Genomic DNA, 21,188 nt, shown 5'->3' on the forward strand with positions numbered 1-21,188 from the left:
GGTCGGCACCACTCCCCGGCGCACCCATCCGCGCGCCGGTTCTTACCATGACCCCATGCTCGCCGCGCTGTTGTCCTTCGTTGTCACCGCGACACTGATCGTGCTGCTGCCGGGTCCGGACACCCTGGTGGTCCTGCGCGCGGTGGTACGCGGCGGACGCGGGGAAGCCCTGCGTACCGCCGCCGGGATCCTGTGCGGCCTGATGGTCTGGGTCACCGCCGCCGTGCTGGGACTGTCGGCCTTGCTGCAGGCCAGCGAGACCGGCTACGAGATCCTCAAGATCGTCGGAGCCTGCTACCTCGTGTGGATGGGCATCAGTTCGGTCCGCGCATTGCTTCGGGCCGGCCCCGATCTCGCCGCGGCACACGGTGACAAACCGGCCGCGGGTCGTGAACTCGGAATGCTGTTCTCCGGCTTCGTCGCCGGACTGCTCACCAACATCCTCAACCCGAAGATCGGCATCCTGTTCATCAGCCTGCTGCCCGGCTTCGTGCCGGACGGGTCCTCGACGGGATGGACGACCCTCGGGCTGGGGGCCATCTACATCGCGCTGACCGCGGCGTACTTCACCGTGCTGGTGGGCGCCGCCGGCCGCATCGCGGGCTGGCTCCAGAACGCACGACTCCGCCGTCGCGTCGAAGCGATCGGCGGAGTCGCGTTGATCGGGCTCGGAGTGCGTCTCGCACTTGAGGGTTGATCAGACCGGGGCGGTCTCCTGGGCCGCGGCGGCGGCCTTCGCCCAGCGGTAATCGGCCTTGCCCGCCGGGGTGCGCTTGACCTCGTCGACGAAGACGACGGTCCGCGGGACCTTGTAGCGGGCCAGGGTCTCGCGGCAGTGGTCCTGGATCGTCTCGAGCGACGGTTCGACGGCGCCGTCGGCGACCTTCACCACGGCGGCGACACGCTGCCCGTACTTCTCGTCGGGAACCGGGACGACGAGAGCGTCGGCGATCGCCGGATGCGCGTGCAGAACCGCCTCGACCTCCTCGGCGTAGACCTTCTCGCCGCCGGTGTTGATGCACTGTGAACCGCGTCCGAGGAACACGATCGACCCGTCGGCCTCCACGGTGCCCATGTCGCCCAGGATGGAGATCCGGGTGCCATCGGCCAGGGTCGGGAACGTCTTCTTGGTCTTCTCCTCGTCCTTGTAGTAGCCGAGCGGGACGTTGCCGATGCGCGCGATGTAACCGACCTCCCCCGAGCCGGGCTCGATCTTGTTGTGCCGCTCGTCGACCACCATCATCCGGTCGGTCGGCGGCACCTTCAGGTTGCCGTTGTCGTCCATCATGATCTCGCCGTCGTTGCCGGACTCCGACGCGCCGAAGTTGTCGCGCAGCACCAGATCCGGCTTCACCGCGAGCATCCGGTCGCGCACGTGCTGGGACCAGATCGCGCCGCCGGAGGTGATCGAGAACATCGACGACAGGTCGACGGCGTCCTTGCGCTTCTCGAGTTCCTCGACGAGTGGCATGCCCATGGCGTCGCCGACGATGAGGACGATGTTCACCTTCTCCTTCTCGATCTCGGTGACGATGGCCTCGGGATCGAAGTCCCGCTGGATGACCAGTCGCCCGCCGAGGGTGAAGAAGGTGAACAGCGAGTACGACGCCGCGCCGTGCATGAGCGGCGCCGCGAGCAGGAAGGCGATGGGCGGGAAATCCTTGACCGCCGTGCCGATCTCGTCGAGGTCTTTACGGGCCTCCCCGTACGGATTGCCGCCGGAAAGCGGCTTGCGGAAGAAGTCGTCGTGCTGCCACATGACACCCTTCGGGTACCCGGTGGTGCCGCCGGTGTAGAGCAGGTACAGCTCCTCGCCGTTGCGCGGCTCGAAGTCGCGGCCGTCCGGCTTGGACTCGGCGTCGGCGAAGGACACGATCTCCACAGTGCGTCCGTCGGGAAGCGCGGCGGCCGCCGTCGCCAGCTCCTCGACGATCTCGCCGATCACGAACACCGTGCGCACGGTGGGGATCTCGGCCAGGAGTTCGGCGACACTGCGCTGGTGTTCGGGCAGTTCGACGATGATCGCGCGGGAGTCGGAGTTGTCGAAGATGTACTGCAGTTCGGCGTTGGTGTAGCGGTAGTTCACGTTGACCGGAACCGCACGCACCTTGAGCAGACCCAACAGGCTCGTCACGTGTTCGATGCTGTTCTTCAGGAACAGGGCGACGTTGTCGAACGCACCGATCCCCGACCCGGCGAACAGATGCGCCACCTGGTTCGACAGGGTGTCGAGTTCGGCGTAGCTGATCTGCCTGCCCTGGTAGCTGAGCGCGATCCGCTCGGGCACCGAGTCGGCGACGGTCTCGAAGACATCGGCGAGGTTGAACTTCATCGTGCGCGCTCCTTGGTCATACGGAGTGGGTTGGTGGAGTGGAAAAGCAACGGGTGTCGCGGCGTCATGCGGTCAGCACCAATCCGCTTGTGGGAACGCCGGTCCCGGCCGTGACGACGACCTGCTCGGCGCTCTCGACCTGGTTGACCGAGGTCCCGCGGATCTGCCGGACCCCTTCGGCGATCCCGTTCATCCCGTGGATGTAGGCCTCGCCCAGCTGGCCGCCGTGCGTGTTCAACGGCAACCGGCCACCGACCTCGAGAGCCCCCGGTTCGCGGACGAGGTCCTTGGCCTCGCCGCGTCCGCAGAACCCCAGCTCTTCGAGTTGGAGGAGCGTGTACGGGGTGAAGTGGTCGTAGAGGATCGCCATGTCCATGTCGTCGGGACGCAGCCCCGACTGCGACCAGAGCTGGCGGCCGACGAGCCCCATCTCCGGCAGACCGGCGAGCTCATCGCGGTAGTAGCTGGTCATGATGTACTGGTCGGCCGCGCTACCGGCGGCGGCGGCGGCGATCACGGCGGGCTTGTGCGGCAGGTCTTTCGCCCGTTCCGGGGACACGATGACGAGTGCGACGCCACCGTCGGACTCCTGGCAGCAGTCGAGCAGATGCAGGGGTTCGGCGATGTAGCGCGAGTTCTGGTGATCCTCCAGGGTGATCGGCTTGTCGTAGAAGAACGCGTCCGGGTTGACCGCCGCATGCTTGCGGTCGACGACCGCGATACGCCCGAAATCCTCGCTGGTGGCCCCGAAGTCGTGCATGTAGCGCTGCGCGATCATCGCGACGAAGGCGGCCGGGGTGGACAGACCGTGCGGGTAGGTGAAGGCGTTCTCGGTACCCGAGGAGTTCTCCTGGTTCGCCACCGCCGAATTCACCTGTCCGAAGCGCAGACCGGATCGCTCGTTGAAGGCACGGTAGGCCACCACGACGTCGGCGACGCCGGTGGCCACCGCCATCGCGGCCTGCTGGACCGTGGCACACGCGGCACCACCGCCGTAGTGGATCCGCGAGAAGTACGTCAGGTCTCCGATACCCACTGCTCGCGCGACGGAGATCTCGCTGTTGGTGTCCATCGTGAAGGTGACGAGACCGTCGACGTCGGCGGGTGTGAGACCGGCGTCGGCGATCGCCGCCGACACCGCCTCCGCGGCGAGCCGCAGCTCGCTGCGACCGGAATCCTTGGAGAACTCGGTGGCGCCGATTCCGGCGATCACCGCCTGGCCGGACAGTGACCCCATCAGAGTTCCTCCCCTCGACCGGCCGGGCCTCGATGCTCCGACCCCGAACCCACGGCGGCGGGCTCGGCCGCGCCGATCGTGAGTGTGACCGTCGAGATGACGTGCTTGCCCAGCGAATTGGTGCCGGTCACGGCGACCGTGATCACCCCGTCGTCGACGGCGGTGACCTCGCCGGTGAAGGTGACGGTGTCGTAGGCATACCAGGGGACGCCGAGTTTCAGTGCGATCGAGCCGATCCGGGCGGACGGACCGGCCCAGTCGGTGATGAACCGTTCCACCAGTCCGGTGTCGGTGAGGATGTTGACGAAGATGTCCTTGGACCCCTTGGCCTGTGCGAGATCGCGATCGTGGTGCACGTCCTGGAAGTCGCGCGTGGCCAGCGCAGTCGCCACCACGAACGTCGGCGTCGCCTCGATCGTCAACGGCGGCAGCGTCGTTCCGACCGCCGCGGGGTAGGCTGCAACGCTCGTCATGCCGGAGCACCTTCCGTCGTCGTGACCGCTTCCCACGCGTGTAGTGTCCACGGGTCGGCCCCGGTCTCCTCGTCGGCCGGGAAGTCCAGATAGGTTGCCCGCACGCGCATGCCGATCGACACCTCGTCCGGTTCGACGCCCCGGAGTTCGCCGAGCATGCGAACCCCTTCGTCGAGTTCGACGAGCGCGACCACGAACGGCAGCTGCCGTCCGGGGACCTTCGGCGCGCGGTGGACGACGTAGCTGTAGACGGTGCCGGTCCCGGCAGCCACCGCGAAATCGGTTGGCGGCACAGTGCCGTCGGCCTCCCGCGGTTTCCAGGTCGCAGGCACGGGCGGGTGACGCAGCACGCCGTGGCCATCACGCTGGATCCGCAGCTCATGCGCGGCCACCCCCTCCCAGAAGAAGGCGGTGTCCCGGGATGCGCTGGGCTTCAGCAATCGCGCCGGGTCCAGGTCGGCAGGTACGTCGGCAACCGGCGCCTGCTCGGTCGCCGTGGTCCTGGCCGCGGGCCGGAATTTGAGGATGCGGAACCGCATCTCGGCGACGACCTCCCGCGTCCCGCTGCCGTCCCCGACCGACCAGACGTTCTTGGTCGTGAAGAACCAGCCCTCACCGAGGGCGGTGTTCTTCGGGCCCACCACCTCCACGAGCTCGGCCGACAGCGCGACCTCTTCGCCCGGGCGGGTGTAGCGGTGATAGACGGTGTCGCAGTTGGTCGCCACCACCGAGGTGAAGCCGGCCTCGTCGAAGAGTTCGCTCGCGCGGCCCAATGGGTCATCCGCCGTCCGCACGCCGTGGAGGCCGCGCATCGTCCACACCTGCGCCATCGCGGGCGGCGCGACGATGCCGGGATGTCCGGCGTCCCGGGCGGCGTCGGCGTCGGTGTAGACGGGGTTCGTGTCCCCCATCGCCTCGACCCAGTTGTTGATCATGGGCTGGTTGATCGGGTCCCGACCGGTGACCGGCGCGCTCGGGCCGGCGTCGATGATCTCCTGCGCGGCGGCACGGATCGCCTCGTCGCCGGTGACGCCGTCGCGGGCGAGTTCGGGCGCGCTCATCGCTTGGCTCGCGGTAGTCCGAGACCGGCGGTCGCGATCATGTCGCGCATGACCTCGTTGACTCCACCGCCGAAGGTGATGACCACGTGGCGCTTCTGCTGGACGTCGAGCCAGTTCACCAGCGCCGCGGTCTCCGGATCGGTGAAATCGCCGTAGCGTCCGACGATCTCGTCGACCATCCGGCAGACGGTCTGGATGCGTTCGGTCGAGAACACCTTGGTGGCCGCCGCGTCGGCCATCGAGATGGCCTCTCCCGTCGCGGCCACCTGCCAGTTGAGCAACTCGTTGATACGGCCGTACGCGTCGATGGTGGCGAGCGCGCGGCGGACGTCCGGATGCTTCGCGATGACCGTCCCGTCCGGACCGGGCCGCTGCGCCCAGGCACGCACCCGCGCGGCGAGTCCGTCGATCCGGCCGGCCGGGCCCAGCATGACGCGTTCGTGATTGAGCTGGGTGGTGATCAGTTTCCAGCCGCCGCCCTCGTCGCCGACGCGCATCGACACCGGAACCCGAACATCCTGGTAGTAGGTGGCATTGACGTGATGGGCACCGTCGGCGGTGATGATCGGCGTCCAGGTGAAGCCCGGATCGGACGTGTCGACGATGAGGATCGAGATCCCCTTGTGCTTCGGCGCGTCCTTGTCGGTGCGAACAGCGAGCCAGATGTAGTCGGCGTCGTGCCCACCCGTGGTGAAGATCTTCTGCCCGTTGACCACGTAGTGGTCGCCGTCGCGGACCGCGGTGGTGGTCAGCGAGGCCAAGTCGGTGCCTGCCTCGGGCTCGGTGTAGCCGATCGCGAAGTGCACGTCACCGGCCAGGATCGCGGGCAGGAACTTCTGCTTCTGCTTGTCGGTGCCGTGGACCTGCAGAGTCGGTCCGACGGTCTGCAGCGTCACCGACGGCAGCGGGACGTCGGCGCGCACCGCCTCGTTGGTGAAGATCTGCTGTTCGATCTCGCCGAAGCCTTTGCCGCCGAACTCCTTCGGCCAGCCGACGCCCAGCCAGCCGTCGTCGCCCATCCGCTTGATGACCTTGCGGTAGGTCGGTCCGTGGCGTTCGGTGAGCATCACCGCCGCCTCGTCGGGGGTGACCAGATCGGCGAAGTACTCGCGCAGTTCGGCGCGCAGCGCGCGCTGTTCGGGGGTCAGGTCAATGAACATCGGGCACCTCTGCGATACGGGTGTCGTCGGCGGGGACGTCGGTGATGTCGGCGAGCTCGTCGAGCCGCACGTGCGCTCCGCCCACCAGGCGCGCCAGGTCCTTGGTGAGCGAGAAGTAGCGGTGCAGCGGATAGGTGATGTCGACTCCGATGCCGCCGTGCAGGTGGGTCATCGTCCGCGTGGTCGGCGGGATCTCCTCGGCCAGCCAGTAGGCGGCGATCGCGAGATCGGTTGCGGCGTCGAGCCCCTCGGACAGTCGCCAGGCCGCCGCGGTGGTCACCAGTTCCATCGACCGGCCGACGACGTAGATGTCCGCCAGTTGCTGACCCACCGCCTGGAACAGGGCGATCGGTTTGCCGAACTGTTCACGCGTCGAGACGTGGTCGGCGGTCAGGCGGGTGGCGCCGGCGACCAGGCCGTCCGCGTAGGCGCACAGGGCCAGGCGATACCGGTCGCGGAGCACCGCGAGGTCGCGGACCACGATGTCGGCATCGTCGACGGGTACGTCGTCGAAGGTCACCGTGTACTCGCCCCAGCCGCTCGAGGTCGGCGTGCGCGCGATGGCGACCCCCTCGGCGTCGGGGGACACGGCGACGACGCCCGCATCGGCGGCGACGAGGAACAGCGAGGCACCGTCGGCGTGCAGCACACCGACCTTCGTCCCGGTCAGTCGTCCGTCGCGGACGGACGTCCGTGGGGTGGCGGTCAGAGCGTCGCCGTGCTCGCCGATCGCGATCGAGACCCAGCTGCCGCCGGTGAGCGAGCTCCCGAACCGCGACCACACCGATCCCTCGCCCGTCTGGGGGTCCGCCTTCGCGAACACGAGCGCCGCGGTCAGCGAGCCGAGAGCGGGGGTCACGGCCGCGGCGCGTCCCATCCGGCGGAACAGCGGGAGCAGACCCGACTCGTCGACCTCGTCACCGTCGAGCGCGGCCGGCAGCGGCAGCGCGAGCAGTCCGGCGTCCACGAGGGCCTGCCAGCCGTCGGCCTCGAACCCGCCGCGGGTCGCTCCGGTCGTCTCGGGATCGTGCCCACCGAATCTCGACTCCCAGTCGGGCTGTCGCCGCGCGAACACGTCTTCGGCGACGTCGCGAACCGCGATCGCCGTGCCGTCCAGGGCAAAGTCCACCCTGTGCCTCCCTCACCATGAACCCGTCAAGAACTAGAACCTGTTCTAGTTGTATCAGAGTCCGCGCGCAAGGGTGTCGGAATCGGCGTTTATCTGCGCTTTCGGCACTGTCGCCGCAGGCGGCTACCGCGGCAAACCGAGAATGCGTTCCGCCGCGGCCGTGCGCAGGATCTGAGTCGTGCCGCCCGCGATCGAGAGGCAGCGGTTCTGCAGGACCGCGTCGGACGCCTCGGACGCCGCCAGGCCGGCGGCCCCCAGGAGCCGCAGCGCGAGATCGGGTACCGATTGGCGATGTTCGACGCCGATCAGTTTGCGCACGCTCGACAACGCGCCGGGGTCGAGCCCGGCCAGTTGCCTCGTCGCCGCCCGCGCATCGAGGACCCGGCCGACATGCGCGTCGGCGAGCTGCGTGCCGAGCGCCGACAGCTCCTCGTCGGTCAGCTCCCGGTCCATCGACCGCACCTGCGACAGCAGCGCCTCCATCTCCTTGCCCAGACCGGTCCCACCCATTGCCACCCGCTCGTTCGCGAGGGTGGTGCGGGCCAGCCGCCAGCCGCCGTTCACGTCGCCGACGACGCAGTCATCGGGCACGACGACGCCATCGAGGAAGACCTCGTTGAAGTTGGCCCGTCCGGAGAGCTCGCGCAACGGACGGATGTCGATTCCGGGCGAACTCATGTCGACGAGGAAATAGGTGATGCCCTTGTTCTTGGGCGCGTCGGGATCGGTGCGCGCGAGACAGATCGCCCACTGGGCGTTGTGGGCCTGCGAGGTCCAGATCTTCTGCCCGTCCAGTCGCCAGCCGCCGTCGACCCGCTCGGCTCGGGTTCGCAACGCGGCCAGGTCCGAGCCCGCCTCGGGCTCGGAGAACAACTGACACCACACGATGTCGCCGGCGAGGGTCGGCGCGACGAAGCGGTCGCGTTGCGCGTCGGTGCCGTGCTCGAGGATCGTCGGGATCGCCCACGCGCCGATCACCAGATCGGGCCGCTCGATGCCGGCCGACTCGAGCTCGATGTCGATCAGCAACTGCAGCGCCGCGTCCGCACCCAGGCCGTGCGGCGCCGGCCAATGCGGGGTCAGATAACCGGTCTCGGCGAGGAGTCTGCGGCGCTCGTCCGGGGCCGCGTCGGCGATCGCCGCGACGGTGGCCCGGACCTCCTCGCGCCGGTCCTCGACCTGCGACAGGTCGAGACGGAAACGTCGCCGCGTCCCCGACAGTCCGAGCCCGGCGAGTGCGGCGGCATGCGCCGATGCGTTCGCCAGCGTCGCCTGCGCGGCGAGCGCCGCACGGAGATAGAGATGGGCGTCGTGCTCGAAGGTGAACCCGATCCCGCCGAGAACCTGGACGCAGTCCTTGGTGTTGGCGACCGGATCGCGGCCCACGACGACGTCGGCGGCCAGCCTGCTGATCTCGAGTTGCTCGCGGGCGGAGACGAGCTCGTCCCCCGGCGCGGCCGCGAGCACGTCGTCGACTGCGCGGGCGACGTCCCATGCGACCGCGGTGACCCGTTCGCTGCGGCACAACATCTCCGCACAGATGTGCTTGATCGCCTGGAACGATCCGATCGGGACCCCGAACTGGGTGCGGACCTTCGCGTACTCGACGGCGGTGTCGAGTGCCCATCGGGTGACGCCGCTCTGATACGCGGCGAGGGTGGCCGACAGCAGGCCGGCGACGAACGTCGGGTCCCCGAGTTCGATCAGGTCGTCGACCTCGATCTCGGACACGCGGACGCGGCTGACCGATGCGGTGCCGTCGAACGGGGTCTGCGGCGCGACATCGGCGACGCCGACACCCGGCGGGACGATCCACCACGACCGTTCGCGGTCGGCGGTCCCGAACTCGACCAGGACGGCGCAACCCTCGACGTACCCGCCGACGAGTCCGAGGTCGAGGTCGCCGCCGGACAGTTCGCGGGCCACCCCGGCGTAACTCGTCGCAGGCGTCACCACCGGCACCGATCCGGCGAGCACCTCCGGTAACAGCGCGGCCCCCCGGTCGGCGCCACCCTCGTGCGCATCGCGGCGGGCGATCGCAAGCGCGATCGCCGCGGACACCGTCGGACCCAGCGGGCCGGGGACGAGGTCGACCCCGCACTGCTCGAGCATGGCGGCCACGTCGAGGAAGCTCGCCCCGAGGCCGTCGGAGGTCTCGGGGACCGCTGCGGCGAACACGCCCAGGTCGGCGATCTGGGACAGCAACTGCGTCCACTGGTCGCGGGGCTTGTCGATGTCGGAACGGACGATGTCGGTCACACTGGTGGAGCGCGCCCAGGACGCGATGCTGTCGCGCACCGCGATCTGCTCGGAAGACGTGGCGATTGTCACTGGCAATCCCTGTATGTCGAGTTGTGACGAATAATTAGAACCTGTTCTAATATGCCATGGGTGTACTCGGATCGGGTACCCACCCGCGATCCACCCGCCAGACCGTTTGACACGTGAGGATGTTCGAGAGCACATGGCCCGTTCTGCACCCGGCAACGCCGCGGTCGACGCTCCCAACGGGGCTGCGGCGCCTGCCGCCTCGTCCGAAGCCGGCTCCACCGCGCAGCGCGAACGTCGCCGCCGCATCCTGGACGCCACCCTCGCCCTGGCATCCAAGGGCGGCTACGACGCCGTGCAGATGCGCACCGTCGCCGACAAGGCCGATGTGGCCGTCGGCACGCTGTATCGCTATTTCCCGTCGAAGGTCCACCTGCTGGTCACCGCGCTGGCCCGCGAGTTCGAGCGCGTCGAGTCCAAGGTCGACCGCTCGCAGCTGCGCGGCGACACCGCCATCGACCGCCTCCGGCATGTCCTGGACATGATCACCTTCGCCATGCAGCGCGATCCGCTCCTGACCGAGGCGATGACGCGCGCCTTCATGTTCGCCGATGCGTCCGCCACCGCCGAGGTCGACCAGGTCGCCGGGATCATCGACCGGCTCCTCGCGGGCGCCATCGTCGACAACGGGGAGCCGACCGAAGAAGATCTCGCGATCGCCCGTGTCCTCTCCGACGTGTGGATGTCGAACCTCGTGCAGTGGCTCACCCGTCGGGCGTCGGCCACCGACGTCACCAACCGACTCGAGCTGACCGTCCGACTGCTGCTCAAAGATCGCGCCAAGTAGTCACCTCCCCCCCTCGAAAGTGACGTCACAACTGGGTGACGAGGGCCTTCTCGGGTTGGGTGCCCTCGACGTTCTCGGCTACCTTTGTTACGTCTGAGAATTTTGTTAACAGAAGGGGCTAGAGGTGCGATCCTCCTGGTTGCGACGACTGTGCGTCGCCGGATGTGCCGTTGCGGTCGCGACCGCCGGATGGGCTCCGGCCGCGCTGGCCGAACCCACACCCGACCCCGATCGCGCCCGCGTCGACACCGTGGTCCACGACTCGGCCCAGCAGTCGACCCTCATCGTGTACTCGGCGGCGATGCGCAAACTCATCCCGGTCAACGTGCTGCGCCCCAAGGACACGACCAAGTCGCGCCCCACGCTCTACCTGCTCAACGGCGCCGGCGGCGGCGAGGACTCGGCGACCTGGGCGGCCAAGACCCAGTACGCGAAGTTCTTCGCCGACAAAGAGGTCAACGTCGTCACGCCGATCGGCGGCGCGTTCTCGTATTACACCGACTGGCAGCACGACGATCCGGTGCTCGGCCGCAACAAGTGGACGACGTTCCTCACCAAGGAACTCCCACCGCTGGTGGACAAGGAATTCGACACCACCGGGGTCAACGCGATCGCCGGGATCTCGATGGCCGGCACGTCGGTGCTCAATCTCGCGATCGCCGCACCGAAGCTGTACCGGTCGGCCGCCGCCTACAGCGGATGCGCCCGCACCAGCGATCCGGTCGGACAGGCCTACATCCGGATGGTCGTCGCCGACCGCGGGCAGGGCAACCTGAACAACATGTGGGGACCGGTCAACTCGGCGGGCTGGCGGGACAACGACCCGTACATCCACGCGGACAAGCTGCGCGGCACCAAGGTCTACATGACCAGCGGGACCGGCATGCCCGGTCAGTTCGACCGGCTCGAGGCGCCGCTGGTCGCCGGCGATCCGCTGACGCTGGCCAACCAGATGGTCATCGGCGGCATCATCGAGGCCGCGGTCAACGAGTGCACCAAGCAGATGGTCTCGCGCATGCGGGCCCTCAAGGTGCCGCACGAGGTCACCTTCCGGCCGAGCGGCACGCACTCGTGGGGCTACTGGGAACGTGACCTCGAGACCACCTGGCCGAAGATCGCGGCAGACCTGAGGTGAGCGACGCATCGGACCGCTTGTGGGCCGATGACCTGTCCGTGGGCCAGATCTTCGAGTTCGGCGAGCATGTCGTCAGCGAAGAGGAACTCCTCGACTTCGCTCGCGCATGGGATCCGCAGGACTTCCACGTGGACAAGGAAGTCGCCGAACGCGGGCCCTACCGAGGGCTCATCGCCAGTGGGCTGCACACGATGTCGATCTATCAGAAGCTCAATGTCACCGGCGTGCTGACCAATTGGCGGGTGATCGCCGGGAAGCGACTCGGCGACGTGGAGTTCCTGCGTCCGGTCCGACCCGGCGACACCCTCACCGGGTCGACCGTCATCGACGCGATCGAATTCGACGACCGCGACCGCGCACTGGTCACCTCGTCGGCGGAGCTGCGCAACGGCGAGGGCAAACCCGTGATGCGCACGGTCGTCGAGGCCTATGTGCACGCCCGTCCGGGCCGTTCGCGCGACTGATCCCCGATCGGTTGCGCTGCAGCGGTTTCGAGGCCCCGTCGACTGTGCGTCTGATTCCGTCGACTGTGCGCCTGATCTCCGATCGTGCCGGGCTCAGCCGACGCCGGGCACCGGGATCTGCGCTCCGGTGATCGCGCTGGAGGCATCGGATACCAGGAACGAGATCGTTTCCGCGATCGACTCCGGCGACACCCAACCCGCGCGGGACGAGTCTGGCTGACTCGCCCGGTTGCCCGGGGTGTCGATCACCGACGGCAAGATCGCGTTGGCCCGGACGCCGTCGGACTTGTACTCGGCGGCGAGCGCACTGATGAACGCCCACACCGCCGCCTTCGACGTGATGTAGCCCGCCGCACCGGAGAAGGGTGCGAACGCCGCCTTCGCCGACACCCCGACGATCGACCCGCCACCGGCCTCGACGAGCTTCGGGATCGCCGCCGCGGACAGCAGATACAGCGGCCGCAGGTTGAGCCGCAGGAGGCGCTCGAACTCGTCGACCGGCGTGGCGTCGACCCGGTCCCCCATCGCGAAACCGCCCACCAGATTCACCACCGCGGTCACCGGCGCCGACGCGTCACCGGCCGCGACCGCCACGACCTCGGCCACCGACGCCTCGTCGAAGAGATCGGCGTGAACACCGACCAGCCGGTCCGATTCGGGCAGCCTCGACAACTCGGACTCGGCGATCCAGGGAACCACCACGCGCCTGCCGTCGTCGAGCAACTTCCCGGTGACCGCCGACCCGAGGCCGCCAGTCCCACCCGACACGATCACCGTCTGAGTCATCTTGCCGACCCTACTGGAGGTGCGTCACCCCGGCGGCTCACGCCGCGCGCCTACGATGGTCGTCGATGACCGACGAGCGCGTTCCCGAGATCGAAGACGATTCGCGGGACCGTGAGCCGGGCGGTCATCCCCCCGTCGAGTCGGACCGGACGAGCATGTTCGCGTCGTTGCGCATCCCCAATTACCGGCTGTTCTACGCGGGGATGGCCGTCTCGATGACGGGTTCGTGGATGCAGGCGACGGCGCAGGCGTGGCTCGTCCTGACGCTGAGCGGGTCGGCATCGGTGCTGGGGCTCATCGTCGCCCTCCAGGCGTTGCCCGTCCTGCTCATCGGTCCGTACGCCGGGGTGATCGCCGATCGCGTCGACCGGCGCCGACTGCTGATCGTCCTGCAGTCGATGATGGGCCTGCTGGCAGCGGCACTCGCCGTCATCACGCTCGCCGGGGTGGTGGAGGTCTGGCACGTGGGCGTATTGGCGGTGATGCTCGGGCTCGGGCACGCCTTCGAACAGCCGGCACGCCAGGCGTTCATCCATCAGATCGTGGGCAAGGACCTGATACGCAACGCGGTCACCCTGAACTCGGTGATGGTCAACGCCGCCCGAGCGGTGGGTCCGGCCGTCGCCGGCGTGGTCCTCGGCCTCGTCGGATCCGGCTTGTGCTTCGCCGTCAACGCGGTCAGCTTCGTCGCCGTGGTCGCCTCGCTCCTCGCGCTCGACTCGTCGAAGATCACGACGGAGACCCCGATCCCACGCGCGAAAGGCCAGCTGCGAGAGGGTCTCCGATATGTCCGCGGCAGCCCCGCACTCTGGATTCCGCTGGCCACGATGGCGCTCGTCGGGACGTTGACGTACAACTTTCCGGTCACCCTGCCGGCCGTCGCGGACTTCGTGTTCGACGGCGGGCCCGAGGCACTGGGCTTCATGACGTCGGCGATGGGTGTGGGTGCGGTCGTCGGCGGCCTGGTGGTCGCGGCCCGCGGAACGACCGGCCTGCGCCCACTCACGTTGGCCGCGTTCGGCTTCGGCGTCGCGGTCGGGGCGACCGCCCTCGCACCGAATCTGCCGACTGCGATCTGTGCGCTCGTCGGAGTCGGCTGGCTGAGTGTCACGTTCATGTCGACCGGCAATGCCACGCTGCAACTCAACTCCGAACCGCAGATGCGGGGTCGGGTGATGGCGTTGTGGTCGGTGGCGTTCATGGGGTCGACGCCGATCGGGGGTCCGATCGTCGGCGCGATCATCGAGACCTTCGACGCGCGTGTCGGTCTCGCGGTCGGAGCCGTCGCGTGTCTGGTCGCCGGAGCACTGGCCTTCCTGGCCGCTCGCCGCAGCGGCGCCGCTCTCCCCTAGACGAGCGGCCGTCCCATCCGGACCCGAAGCCGAACATCGGCGAGCAGAAGACGAAAACCCAATCGGGACAGCCACAGCGGCGTGCGACGCCCCTTCTCCACCAGCCCGGCGACGTAGCCGTCGAACCACTCCTGGTCCTCGTCGGTCCACTCGACCCGGAGAGCGTCGCGGAACGGCTGGGGCAGATAGCCGATGGTCCGGCGGAGTTTGACCGGGCCGTACTTCTCCTGGATGCGGGTCGGCGCGTAGCCGAAGTTCGCGATGTCGAGCAGGAAGTCGCGGATCTCGTCACTGATCTCGATGCGCGAGACCTGGTCGTCCCAGTAGGCCGTGAACTCGTCGCGCGTGGCGGGCCAGGCCTCGGCGGGCATCTGCAGCGTCGTGCCGCAGACCTTGCCCTGCTGGTAGAACTTCTCGCGATCCGCGCCGTGGAGGGGGCCGTGCACCCGTTCGTAGATGTCCTCCCAGCCGTAGTACAGACACGCCGCGACCCACAGCTGCAGGTCGGTGTTCATCGCGTTGTACTCGACCGGACTGTTCTCGTCCGACCGCACCTGTGCGTGCTGCCGGTTGACGGCGTGCCGGTACCGGCGCCGATCGTCGGCGTTGCCGAGCATCGCGACCGCGAGGTACGACGCGGTGGTCCGGGCGCGCTTGACCGGATGACGATCGAGTCGCCCGTTCTCGACCTTGCTGTGTGCGACGCCGTATCCGACCGCGGGGTTCGCCAGCTGCATGATCACGTTCGTCGTGCTCATCGTCTGCCCCATCGACAGCAGCGAGCGCGCGAAGAAGCTGCTGTCGATGTTGTCCATCTCCGTCCGCGACATGCGCTGATCGCCCTGCGTCATGGCCCCGCCCATTCTGATAACAAGTGTTGTCTGATTGTGTCGTGGCCAGCGTAGCGCGTGTCGACACATCGGTCGACAGCCCGGTGCGACACCGCCCCGGATGCAGCGAACCCCGGCTCACCCGAAGGTGAGCCGGGGTTCGGCGTCTGTCTTCTGCCGGATCAGTAGGTGTAGAAACCGCGACCGGTCTTCCGTCCGAGGCGGCCGGCGTCGACCATGCGGCGCAGCAGGGCCGGCGGCGCATAGTGGGGTTCGGCGAACTCCGCGTACAGCGACTCCGCGGCGGACAGCGTGACGTCGAGGCCGATGGTGTCGAGCAGGGTCAGCGGGCCCATCGGGTATCCGCAGCCGCCCTTCATCGCGAGGTCGATGTCCTCGGCCGAGGCGTAACCCGAATCGAACATCCGGATCGCCTGACACAGGTATGGGATGAGCAGGGCGTTGACGATGAAACCGGACCGGTCGCCCGCGCGGACCGCGGTCTTGCCGAGGGTGTCGGTGACGTATGCGCTCACGGCGTCGGCCGTCTCGGGCGCGGTCGTCAGCGTGGAGATGATCTCGACCAGCGGCATCACCGGCACCGGGTTGAAGAAGTGCACGCCGACGACGCGCTCGGGCGTCTTGGTCGCCGTCGCGACCTTGATGATCGGGATAGACGACGTGTTCGTGGCGAGGATGGTGTTCGCGCCGGTTGCCTGATCGAGGTTCGCGAAGATCTCGCGCTTGAGCTCTTCGATCTCGGGGGCCGCCTCGATCACGAGCTCCCGATCGGCGAGGTCGGCGTAGTCGGTCGTCACCCGCAGACGCCCGAGCGCGGCGTCGGCGTCGTCCTGGGCGAGCTTGTTCCGGCTGACCGCCTTGGCCAACGACTTCTCCACCCGCGATCGCGCGGCGTCGGCGAACTCCTGCTTGACCTCAACGATCACGACGTCGCTGCCCGCCTTGGCACACACCTCCGCGATGCCCGCACCCATGGTGCCTCCGCCGATGACGCCGATCTGCTGCACAGTGAACCTCCGAAGTCGAGTGGTACGACAAACGGTAGTCGGTCCTCGGATCAGCCGATCGAACGACTCCTGGCATCTCGGGAACATTCGCCCCGGGTGCCGCCTCCAAGTACACGAACCGCCCGGAAGCACTGCAACAGCAGCGCTCCACCACCCTCAGCGATCCACGTGGAAGGACCCACCATGAGCACCGAGATCCCCGCCGACGCCGTTCTCGTCGACACCGACGGCGACGGAGCCGTCGACGCCGCACTCACCGATGTCGACGGTGACGGCACCACCGACGCCATCCTCGACACCGACGGCGATGGCCAGGCCGACTCCATCGCCTACGACACCGATGCCGACGGCGAGATCGACGTCATCGAAGCCGACACCGACGCCGACGGTCTCACCGACATCGCAGTGGCCGACACCGACGGTGACGGCACCTTCGACACCGCCGTCGACGACGAGGGCAACGTCGAGGTCGGCGACTTCGGCAGCATCGACGGCGGCGACGCCGTCTGACCGGGTTCCATCCCCTCCATCGACAGCCGGTCCGGCGATCCCGGGCCGGTTGTCTGCGTCGGGGCCGATTCGACGATTCCGCCGTGTCGTCTCACCCCGCCCGCTAGCGTGACTCAGATCACGATCGGGGGATGCGATGATGCCAGTTCGATTCGACGCGCACGTTTCGGCCCGCCCGGCAGGGCGATGGCGCCGACGGTCCCGCGCCGTCACGTGTCTCGCCGCCGGCGCGACACTCCTCGCCACGATGCTGGTGGCCGCACCCGCACAGGCGGCCAACCACCTGTTCCCCGACATCTCCGAGGTCTCGGTTCCCCAGGCCGAGTGTGGCCCCGGGTCGCAACCCGAACCGGGCCTGCAGGGTGACGTCAGCGCCGAGGATCGCCTGTCCGGACGCAGCATGCGCGGCTACCGCTGCAACATCACGCGACTCGGCGGGGTGCGCGGCGCGGGCGGTGGCATCGTGTCGGCGAACTTCGAGCACTGCAGCTACACCGGCAGCCTGTTCCCCGGGAACAACTGGGTGAACCCGCCGGGCGTTCAGGTCATCGACGCCTCGAACCCCCGCGCACCGCGAGTGGTCGGCTCGCTGACCGACCCGGCGATGCGCGGCGGCACCTGGGAGACCCTGAAGGTCAACAAGGAGCGCAAGCTCCTCGCCGCGACCTCGGTGCCGCTGCTGTGGGGCGGCGGCTTCTTCGCCGTGTACGACATCTCCGACTGCGCCCGCCCCAAACTCCTCAACAGGGGACCGGGCACGTCGACGCCACTCCCGTTCACCTCGCACGAGGGCGGCTTCTCCCCCGACGGCCGCACCTACTGGGCCTCCGGCGTCTTCCCCGGTCACCTCAGCGCGATCGACATCGCCGATCCCCGGTCGCCCCGCGTCATCTGGCAGGGGCTCCACTCGTTTCTCGGGCACGGCTTCGGCGTCTCGCCGGACGGCAATCGGATGTTCCTGTCCAACATGGCCGGGGTGACCGTGCTCGACATCAGCGACGTCCAGCGCCGACGGCCGCACCCCCAGGTCCCCCACGTCGCCGCGTATCTGTGGCCCGACGGCCAGCTCAACCAGCATTCGATCCCGATCACCTACCGCGGCCGGCCGCACATCGTCACCGCGGACGAGGCCGGCTCCGGCGGGGTGAAGATCTTCGACGTGACGAGGGTGAACAAACCCCGCTACACCGCGCAGATCAAACTCGAGATCAATCTCCCGGAGAACCTCGACACCAACCTGCGGTCGTCGACCGGCGGTTCGCTGTTCAGCAGCAATCCGCACTACTGCGCGGTCGACCGGCCGAACGATCCCACCGCCCTGGCATGCGGCTGGGAGTCGTCGGGCATCCGCGTCTTCGACATCCGCGACCTCGACCGGATTCGCGAGATCGCCTACTACAACCCGCCGGCCCGTACCGGCACGACCCTGCTGGAGACACCCAACTCGCCGCACGTCGTCGGTTCGCTGCTGGGTGTGCCCGCCGTCGAATTCCTCAGTCTCGGGATGTCGATCGCGAACGGCAAGGTCCGGTTGAACGAGATGGTCGGTCCGCGTAGCGGAATGGTCGTCGGCGGCGACATGTCGACCGACTGGTGCATGTCCCCGCCGGAGTTCCGGGGCAACGAGCTGCGGGTCACCTGTTCCGACGGCGGTTTCCAGGTGTTGCGGCTGAGTCCCGCGGTGTACACCCCGCCGCCGGACCAGAACTCCTCGATCGGATGAGCAGTCGTCGGCCCGGCGTCCCGCTGGTGCGGGCGGCTGTCCTCGGCGTCACCGCCGCCCTGCTCGTCACCATGGGCGTCGTCATCGGTGCGGTGTGGCCGGGACGCGACCACGACTCGTCCGCGATGAGCCTGTCGGACATCGGGTTCGCCCAGGACATGTCGACGCATCACGACCAGGCCATCCTGATGTCGCGGACGATCGGCGCGGTACTCGGGGTCACACCGCAGATCCGCGGTGTCGCCGACCGGATCGTGTACACGCAGACCGCCGAGACCGCGACCATGCGAGGCTGGCTGCAGTGGTTCGACCAGCCGATCACCTCGACGGAGCCGATGTCCTGGATGTCCGGCGGGCACTCCCACCACGGCGCCGGACCCGACGACTCGCTTCCGCCGATGCCGGGCATGGCCAGCATCGACGAGGTCGGCCGACTCTCCACGCTGCCACCGGACGAGGCGGAGATCTTGTTCCTGCAGTTGATGATCCGGCACCATCGCGGCGGGATGTCGATGGCCCAGGCGGCCTACAACGACGCGCGTTCGGGGTCCGCGACAAAAGATCTGGCGCTCATGATGATCGGGGACCAGGGCGACGAGATCGGGGTGATGACGATGCTGCTCAAGGAGCGCGGCGCCGACCCGCTGCCGACCTGATCACGGGTCGTCAACGAATCGGCGTCAGCCTCAATCGGTCTTCGGATGCAGGGTGAACATCTCCCACACCTCTTTCTGGTCCGCCGCCCAGGGGTCGTAGACGAACGGTGCGTGCCGCAGGGCCATCCCCGCCTTGCGTGGCGTCCGGTTGGCCTTGAACCCGTTGCAGGACTTGCATGCCGCGACCTGATTGCCGAACGTGCTCGGGCCGCCCTGCGACACCGGGACGATGTGGTCGACGGTGTCTGCCGGTCCGTCGCAGTACGCACAGATCCACTGATCACGGCGCAGGATGGTCGCGTTCGACGCATACGAGTCCATCGTCTTACCGGCGAACGGGCGGTAGGCATCTCGCTTGATCGCCACCACCTTGTGAATGGGCAGCGACAGCGTCGGGGAATGGACGACGCGAACCAGCGGGGTGCCCTCGACGTTCCGCGCGACCTCGGTGGTCAGCAGGACGGCCGCACGACGCCAGGTGACGCGCGCCAGGATCTGCAGTCCGGCATTGGTGACGAAGATGGTCATGACAGCTCCTCGATGCGTGGGCGAGTGAGTGCGCCGACCACCGAGGTTCATGACCTCAGGAACTGGTGACGCGTGATGTGATCGGTCCGGGCCTGCCGTCGGATTTCAGTCCGCATCGACGCTCGGATGGGGCCGTCCGCCACTCGCCGGCGAAAGCCTTGTCACCCATCGACATCTGCGTCACCTCCTCTCGTTGGTCTGGCCTGCTCTGTCGCCACGATAACCGCGGTCGATGAGCACTGCCACCGTTTATGTCCGGCGTGTTCGGATGTTCACCCAGTTCACACGGGCTGTTTGCAGGACTTTTTCACCGCGAGCCGGTCCCGCGGGAGAATGTCCGACGCTATCTTCGGCGGATGCCCACCGAGGAGACCGCCGAGAATCCCCCACCGCCGCCACCCGTGTCGACCCTCGACGCGTTCGCGTCGGTGACGCTGGGGTTGGTGCACGCCGTCTTGGCACTGATCACGGTCGCCGCCGCGGCGCTGACGGCATTCGTCACCGACGCGTGCGCCTACGAGGCGTGCGGGAGTCCGGTCTGGACCGAGGTGGCCGTCGGGGTGGGCATCGGGTCCGCGATCGTGCTGCTGGCGGTGTCGGTGACCCTCGTCGTCCGCCGCGTGCGCCGAGGACTCCCGGCGTGGCCGGCCGCAGCGTGGTGCTGCGCCATCCAGCTGGTGATGATCTTCGTGGTACTCGAGATCGGCAGCCAGGCCGGGACCCTCGACTGAATGGTCAGAAGATCTCGGGCAGATCGTCCGAGACGGTGTTGGGGTAGGTCGCCGGACGCTTCTCCAGGAACGACATGACGCCTTCGTACACGTCACCGGACTGCCCGCGGTAGAAGATCGCCTTCGAGTCGGCGTGGTGGGCGTCAAGCGGGCTGGGCGCACCGGCCATCCGCCAGAGCAGCTGCCGGGTCAGGGCCGCCGAGACGGGCGCACTGTTCGCGGTCATCTCGCGGGCGACGGCGATCGCGGTGTCGAGGACCTGCTCCTTGGGCACCACCTGCTGGACCAGTCCGCGCTCGTGGGCTTCGGCGACCGGGACCATCTTGGCGCCGATCGTCCACTGCAGTGCGGTCGGCAGTCCGACGAGCCGGGGCAGGAACCAGCTCGACGCGGCTTCGGGTACGAGGCCTCGCGCCGCGAAGACGAAGCCGAACTTCGCATCCTCCGAGGCGATGCGGACGTCGGCGGGCAGCGTCATCGTGACGCCGACACCGGCCGACGGCCCGTTCACGGCCACCACGATCGGCTTGAGCGAGGCGAACATCCGCAGCGTCAGTTTGCCGCCCTCGTCCGCGGGAATCTCATCGGACTCGACAGCAGACGAGGCGTCGAACGACGATCCACCCGCCTCGAGATCCGCACCCGCACAGAACGCGCGTCCGTTGCCGGTGATCACCACCGCTCGGACGGAGTCATCGGCGTCGGTGTCGTCGAACGCGGCGCGCAACTCCTCACCCATCTGCAGGGTGAAGGCGTTGAGCCGATCGGGCCGGTTGAGCCGGAAGATCGCGATCTCGCCATCCCGCTCGACGGTGATGGTGGGCTGGTCCTGCCGGGACTTGCGCCCGACCTCTGATGTATCGCTCGTCACAGGTCGATGCTATCGGGCGCTGGGACACTCCACGTCGCCTGTGTCAATCCGTCCCAGGAAACACCAC

21 protein-coding genes are annotated in these 21,188 nt (G+C 68.2%); 9 read left to right on the forward strand and 12 right to left on the reverse strand.

What is annotated here, in order from left to right; all coding sequences use genetic code 11:
• Positions 1–55 precede the first annotated feature (55 nt).
• On the forward strand, positions 56–697 hold the full coding sequence (locus MHN80_RS06065; protein ID WP_239400254.1) for a LysE family translocator: 642 nt from the start codon (positions 56–58) through the stop codon (positions 695–697).
• Here the strand turns inward: MHN80_RS06065 and MHN80_RS06070 are convergent, their stop codons facing one another.
• From MHN80_RS06070 to MHN80_RS06100, 7 genes are all read right to left on the reverse strand, one after another.
• Positions 698–2,332, reverse strand: a complete 1,635-nt coding sequence (locus MHN80_RS06070) for an acyl-CoA synthetase (RefSeq protein ID WP_239400256.1) — start codon at positions 2,330–2,332, stop codon at positions 698–700. It lies immediately after the preceding gene.
• Between the two features lie 64 nt (positions 2,333–2,396).
• Positions 2,397–3,569 (reverse strand): lipid-transfer protein, encoded by a 1,173-nt coding sequence (locus tag MHN80_RS06075; protein ID WP_239400258.1) that lies wholly within the window; start codon positions 3,567–3,569, stop codon positions 2,397–2,399.
• On the reverse strand, positions 3,569–4,042 hold the full coding sequence (locus tag MHN80_RS06080; RefSeq protein ID WP_004020709.1) for a MaoC family dehydratase: 474 nt from the start codon (positions 4,040–4,042) through the stop codon (positions 3,569–3,571). The genes MHN80_RS06075 and MHN80_RS06080 overlap by 1 nt, the downstream gene beginning before the upstream one ends.
• Positions 4,039–5,103, reverse strand: a complete 1,065-nt coding sequence (locus MHN80_RS06085) for a bifunctional MaoC family dehydratase N-terminal/OB-fold nucleic acid binding domain-containing protein (protein ID WP_239400260.1) — start codon at positions 5,101–5,103, stop codon at positions 4,039–4,041. Before MHN80_RS06085 ends, MHN80_RS06080 begins: the two co-directional genes overlap by 4 nt.
• Complete coding sequence (locus MHN80_RS06090; RefSeq protein WP_239400262.1) at positions 5,100–6,263, reverse strand: acyl-CoA dehydrogenase family protein; 1,164 nt, start codon at positions 6,261–6,263, stop codon at positions 5,100–5,102. Before MHN80_RS06090 ends, MHN80_RS06085 begins: the two co-directional genes overlap by 4 nt.
• Positions 6,253–7,392 carry an acyl-CoA dehydrogenase family protein gene (locus tag MHN80_RS06095; RefSeq protein WP_239400264.1) on the reverse strand — a complete coding sequence of 380 codons (1,140 nt, stop codon included), beginning with the start codon at positions 7,390–7,392 and terminating at the stop codon, positions 6,253–6,255. Before MHN80_RS06095 ends, MHN80_RS06090 begins: the two co-directional genes overlap by 11 nt.
• Before the next feature lie 123 nt (positions 7,393–7,515).
• Complete coding sequence (locus MHN80_RS06100) at positions 7,516–9,723, reverse strand: acyl-CoA dehydrogenase (RefSeq protein ID WP_239400266.1); 2,208 nt, start codon at positions 9,721–9,723, stop codon at positions 7,516–7,518.
• 133 nt (positions 9,724–9,856) lie between these two features.
• Here MHN80_RS06100 and kstR point away from each other — a divergent pair, with 133 nt between their 5' ends.
• The 3 genes from kstR (at position 9,857) to MHN80_RS06115 (ending at position 12,106) form a co-directional block, all read left to right on the forward strand.
• Positions 9,857–10,507: a cholesterol catabolism transcriptional regulator KstR gene (kstR, locus tag MHN80_RS06105; RefSeq protein ID WP_004020714.1), complete on the forward strand. Its 651-nt coding sequence runs from the start codon at positions 9,857–9,859 to the stop codon at positions 10,505–10,507.
• A gap of 124 nt (positions 10,508–10,631) precedes the next feature.
• On the forward strand, positions 10,632–11,642 hold the full coding sequence (locus MHN80_RS06110; RefSeq protein WP_004020715.1) for an alpha/beta hydrolase family protein: 1,011 nt from the start codon (positions 10,632–10,634) through the stop codon (positions 11,640–11,642).
• Complete coding sequence (locus tag MHN80_RS06115; protein WP_239400268.1) at positions 11,639–12,106, forward strand: MaoC/PaaZ C-terminal domain-containing protein; 468 nt, start codon at positions 11,639–11,641, stop codon at positions 12,104–12,106. The genes MHN80_RS06110 and MHN80_RS06115 overlap by 4 nt, the downstream gene beginning before the upstream one ends.
• A gap of 93 nt (positions 12,107–12,199) precedes the next feature.
• Here the strand turns inward: MHN80_RS06115 and MHN80_RS06120 are convergent, their stop codons facing one another.
• The gene (locus MHN80_RS06120; protein WP_239400270.1) at positions 12,200–12,892 is read right to left on the reverse strand and encodes an SDR family NAD(P)-dependent oxidoreductase; all 693 of its coding nucleotides are present in this window, start codon (positions 12,890–12,892) and stop codon (positions 12,200–12,202) included.
• A gap of 65 nt (positions 12,893–12,957) precedes the next feature.
• Between MHN80_RS06120 and MHN80_RS06125 the strand changes: the two genes are divergently transcribed.
• Positions 12,958–14,244 carry an MFS transporter gene (locus MHN80_RS06125; protein ID WP_239400272.1) on the forward strand — a complete coding sequence of 429 codons (1,287 nt, stop codon included), beginning with the start codon at positions 12,958–12,960 and terminating at the stop codon, positions 14,242–14,244.
• On the opposite strand, the gene MHN80_RS06130 is transcribed toward MHN80_RS06125, so the two are convergent.
• Positions 14,241–15,107: an oxygenase MpaB family protein gene (locus tag MHN80_RS06130; RefSeq protein ID WP_374206310.1), complete on the reverse strand. Its 867-nt coding sequence runs from the start codon at positions 15,105–15,107 to the stop codon at positions 14,241–14,243. The genes MHN80_RS06125 and MHN80_RS06130 overlap by 4 nt on opposite strands.
• A gap of 149 nt (positions 15,108–15,256) precedes the next feature.
• Entirely contained in the window at positions 15,257–16,102 is an 846-nt protein-coding gene (locus MHN80_RS06135; protein WP_004020720.1) for a 3-hydroxybutyryl-CoA dehydrogenase, read from the reverse strand.
• A 183-nt stretch (positions 16,103–16,285) separates the two neighbouring features.
• On the opposite strand from MHN80_RS06135, the gene MHN80_RS06140 reads away from it, so the two are divergent.
• The 3 genes from MHN80_RS06140 to MHN80_RS06150 all read left to right on the forward strand — a co-directional run bounded on the left by MHN80_RS06140 (position 16,286) and on the right by MHN80_RS06150 (position 18,991).
• Positions 16,286–16,612, forward strand: coding sequence for a hypothetical protein (locus tag MHN80_RS06140; protein WP_239400275.1), 327 nt, complete (start codon positions 16,286–16,288; stop codon positions 16,610–16,612).
• 247 nt (positions 16,613–16,859) lie between these two features.
• Positions 16,860–18,335: an LVIVD repeat-containing protein gene (locus MHN80_RS06145; protein ID WP_239400348.1), complete on the forward strand. Its 1,476-nt coding sequence runs from the start codon at positions 16,860–16,862 to the stop codon at positions 18,333–18,335.
• Entirely contained in the window at positions 18,332–18,991 is a 660-nt protein-coding gene (locus MHN80_RS06150) for a DUF305 domain-containing protein (RefSeq protein WP_239400276.1), read from the forward strand. Before MHN80_RS06145 ends, MHN80_RS06150 begins: the two co-directional genes overlap by 4 nt.
• Positions 18,992–19,021: 30 nt before the next feature.
• On the opposite strand, the gene MHN80_RS06155 is transcribed toward MHN80_RS06150, so the two are convergent.
• Entirely contained in the window at positions 19,022–19,519 is a 498-nt protein-coding gene (locus MHN80_RS06155; protein ID WP_004020724.1) for an HNH endonuclease, read from the reverse strand.
• 356 nt (positions 19,520–19,875) lie between these two features.
• Here MHN80_RS06155 and MHN80_RS06160 point away from each other — a divergent pair, with 356 nt between their 5' ends.
• A complete protein-coding gene (locus MHN80_RS06160) occupies positions 19,876–20,250 on the forward strand; it encodes a hypothetical protein (protein WP_064569227.1) in 375 nt (124 codons plus the stop codon).
• A gap of 4 nt (positions 20,251–20,254) precedes the next feature.
• On the opposite strand, the gene MHN80_RS06165 is transcribed toward MHN80_RS06160, so the two are convergent.
• Complete coding sequence (locus MHN80_RS06165) at positions 20,255–21,121, reverse strand: enoyl-CoA hydratase-related protein (protein WP_064569226.1); 867 nt, start codon at positions 21,119–21,121, stop codon at positions 20,255–20,257.
• Between the last annotated feature and the right edge of the window lie 67 nt (positions 21,122–21,188).

This window comes from Gordonia sp. McavH-238-E (genome assembly GCF_022348225.1).
Classification (GTDB): Bacteria; Actinomycetota; Actinomycetes; order Mycobacteriales; family Mycobacteriaceae; genus Gordonia; species Gordonia terrae.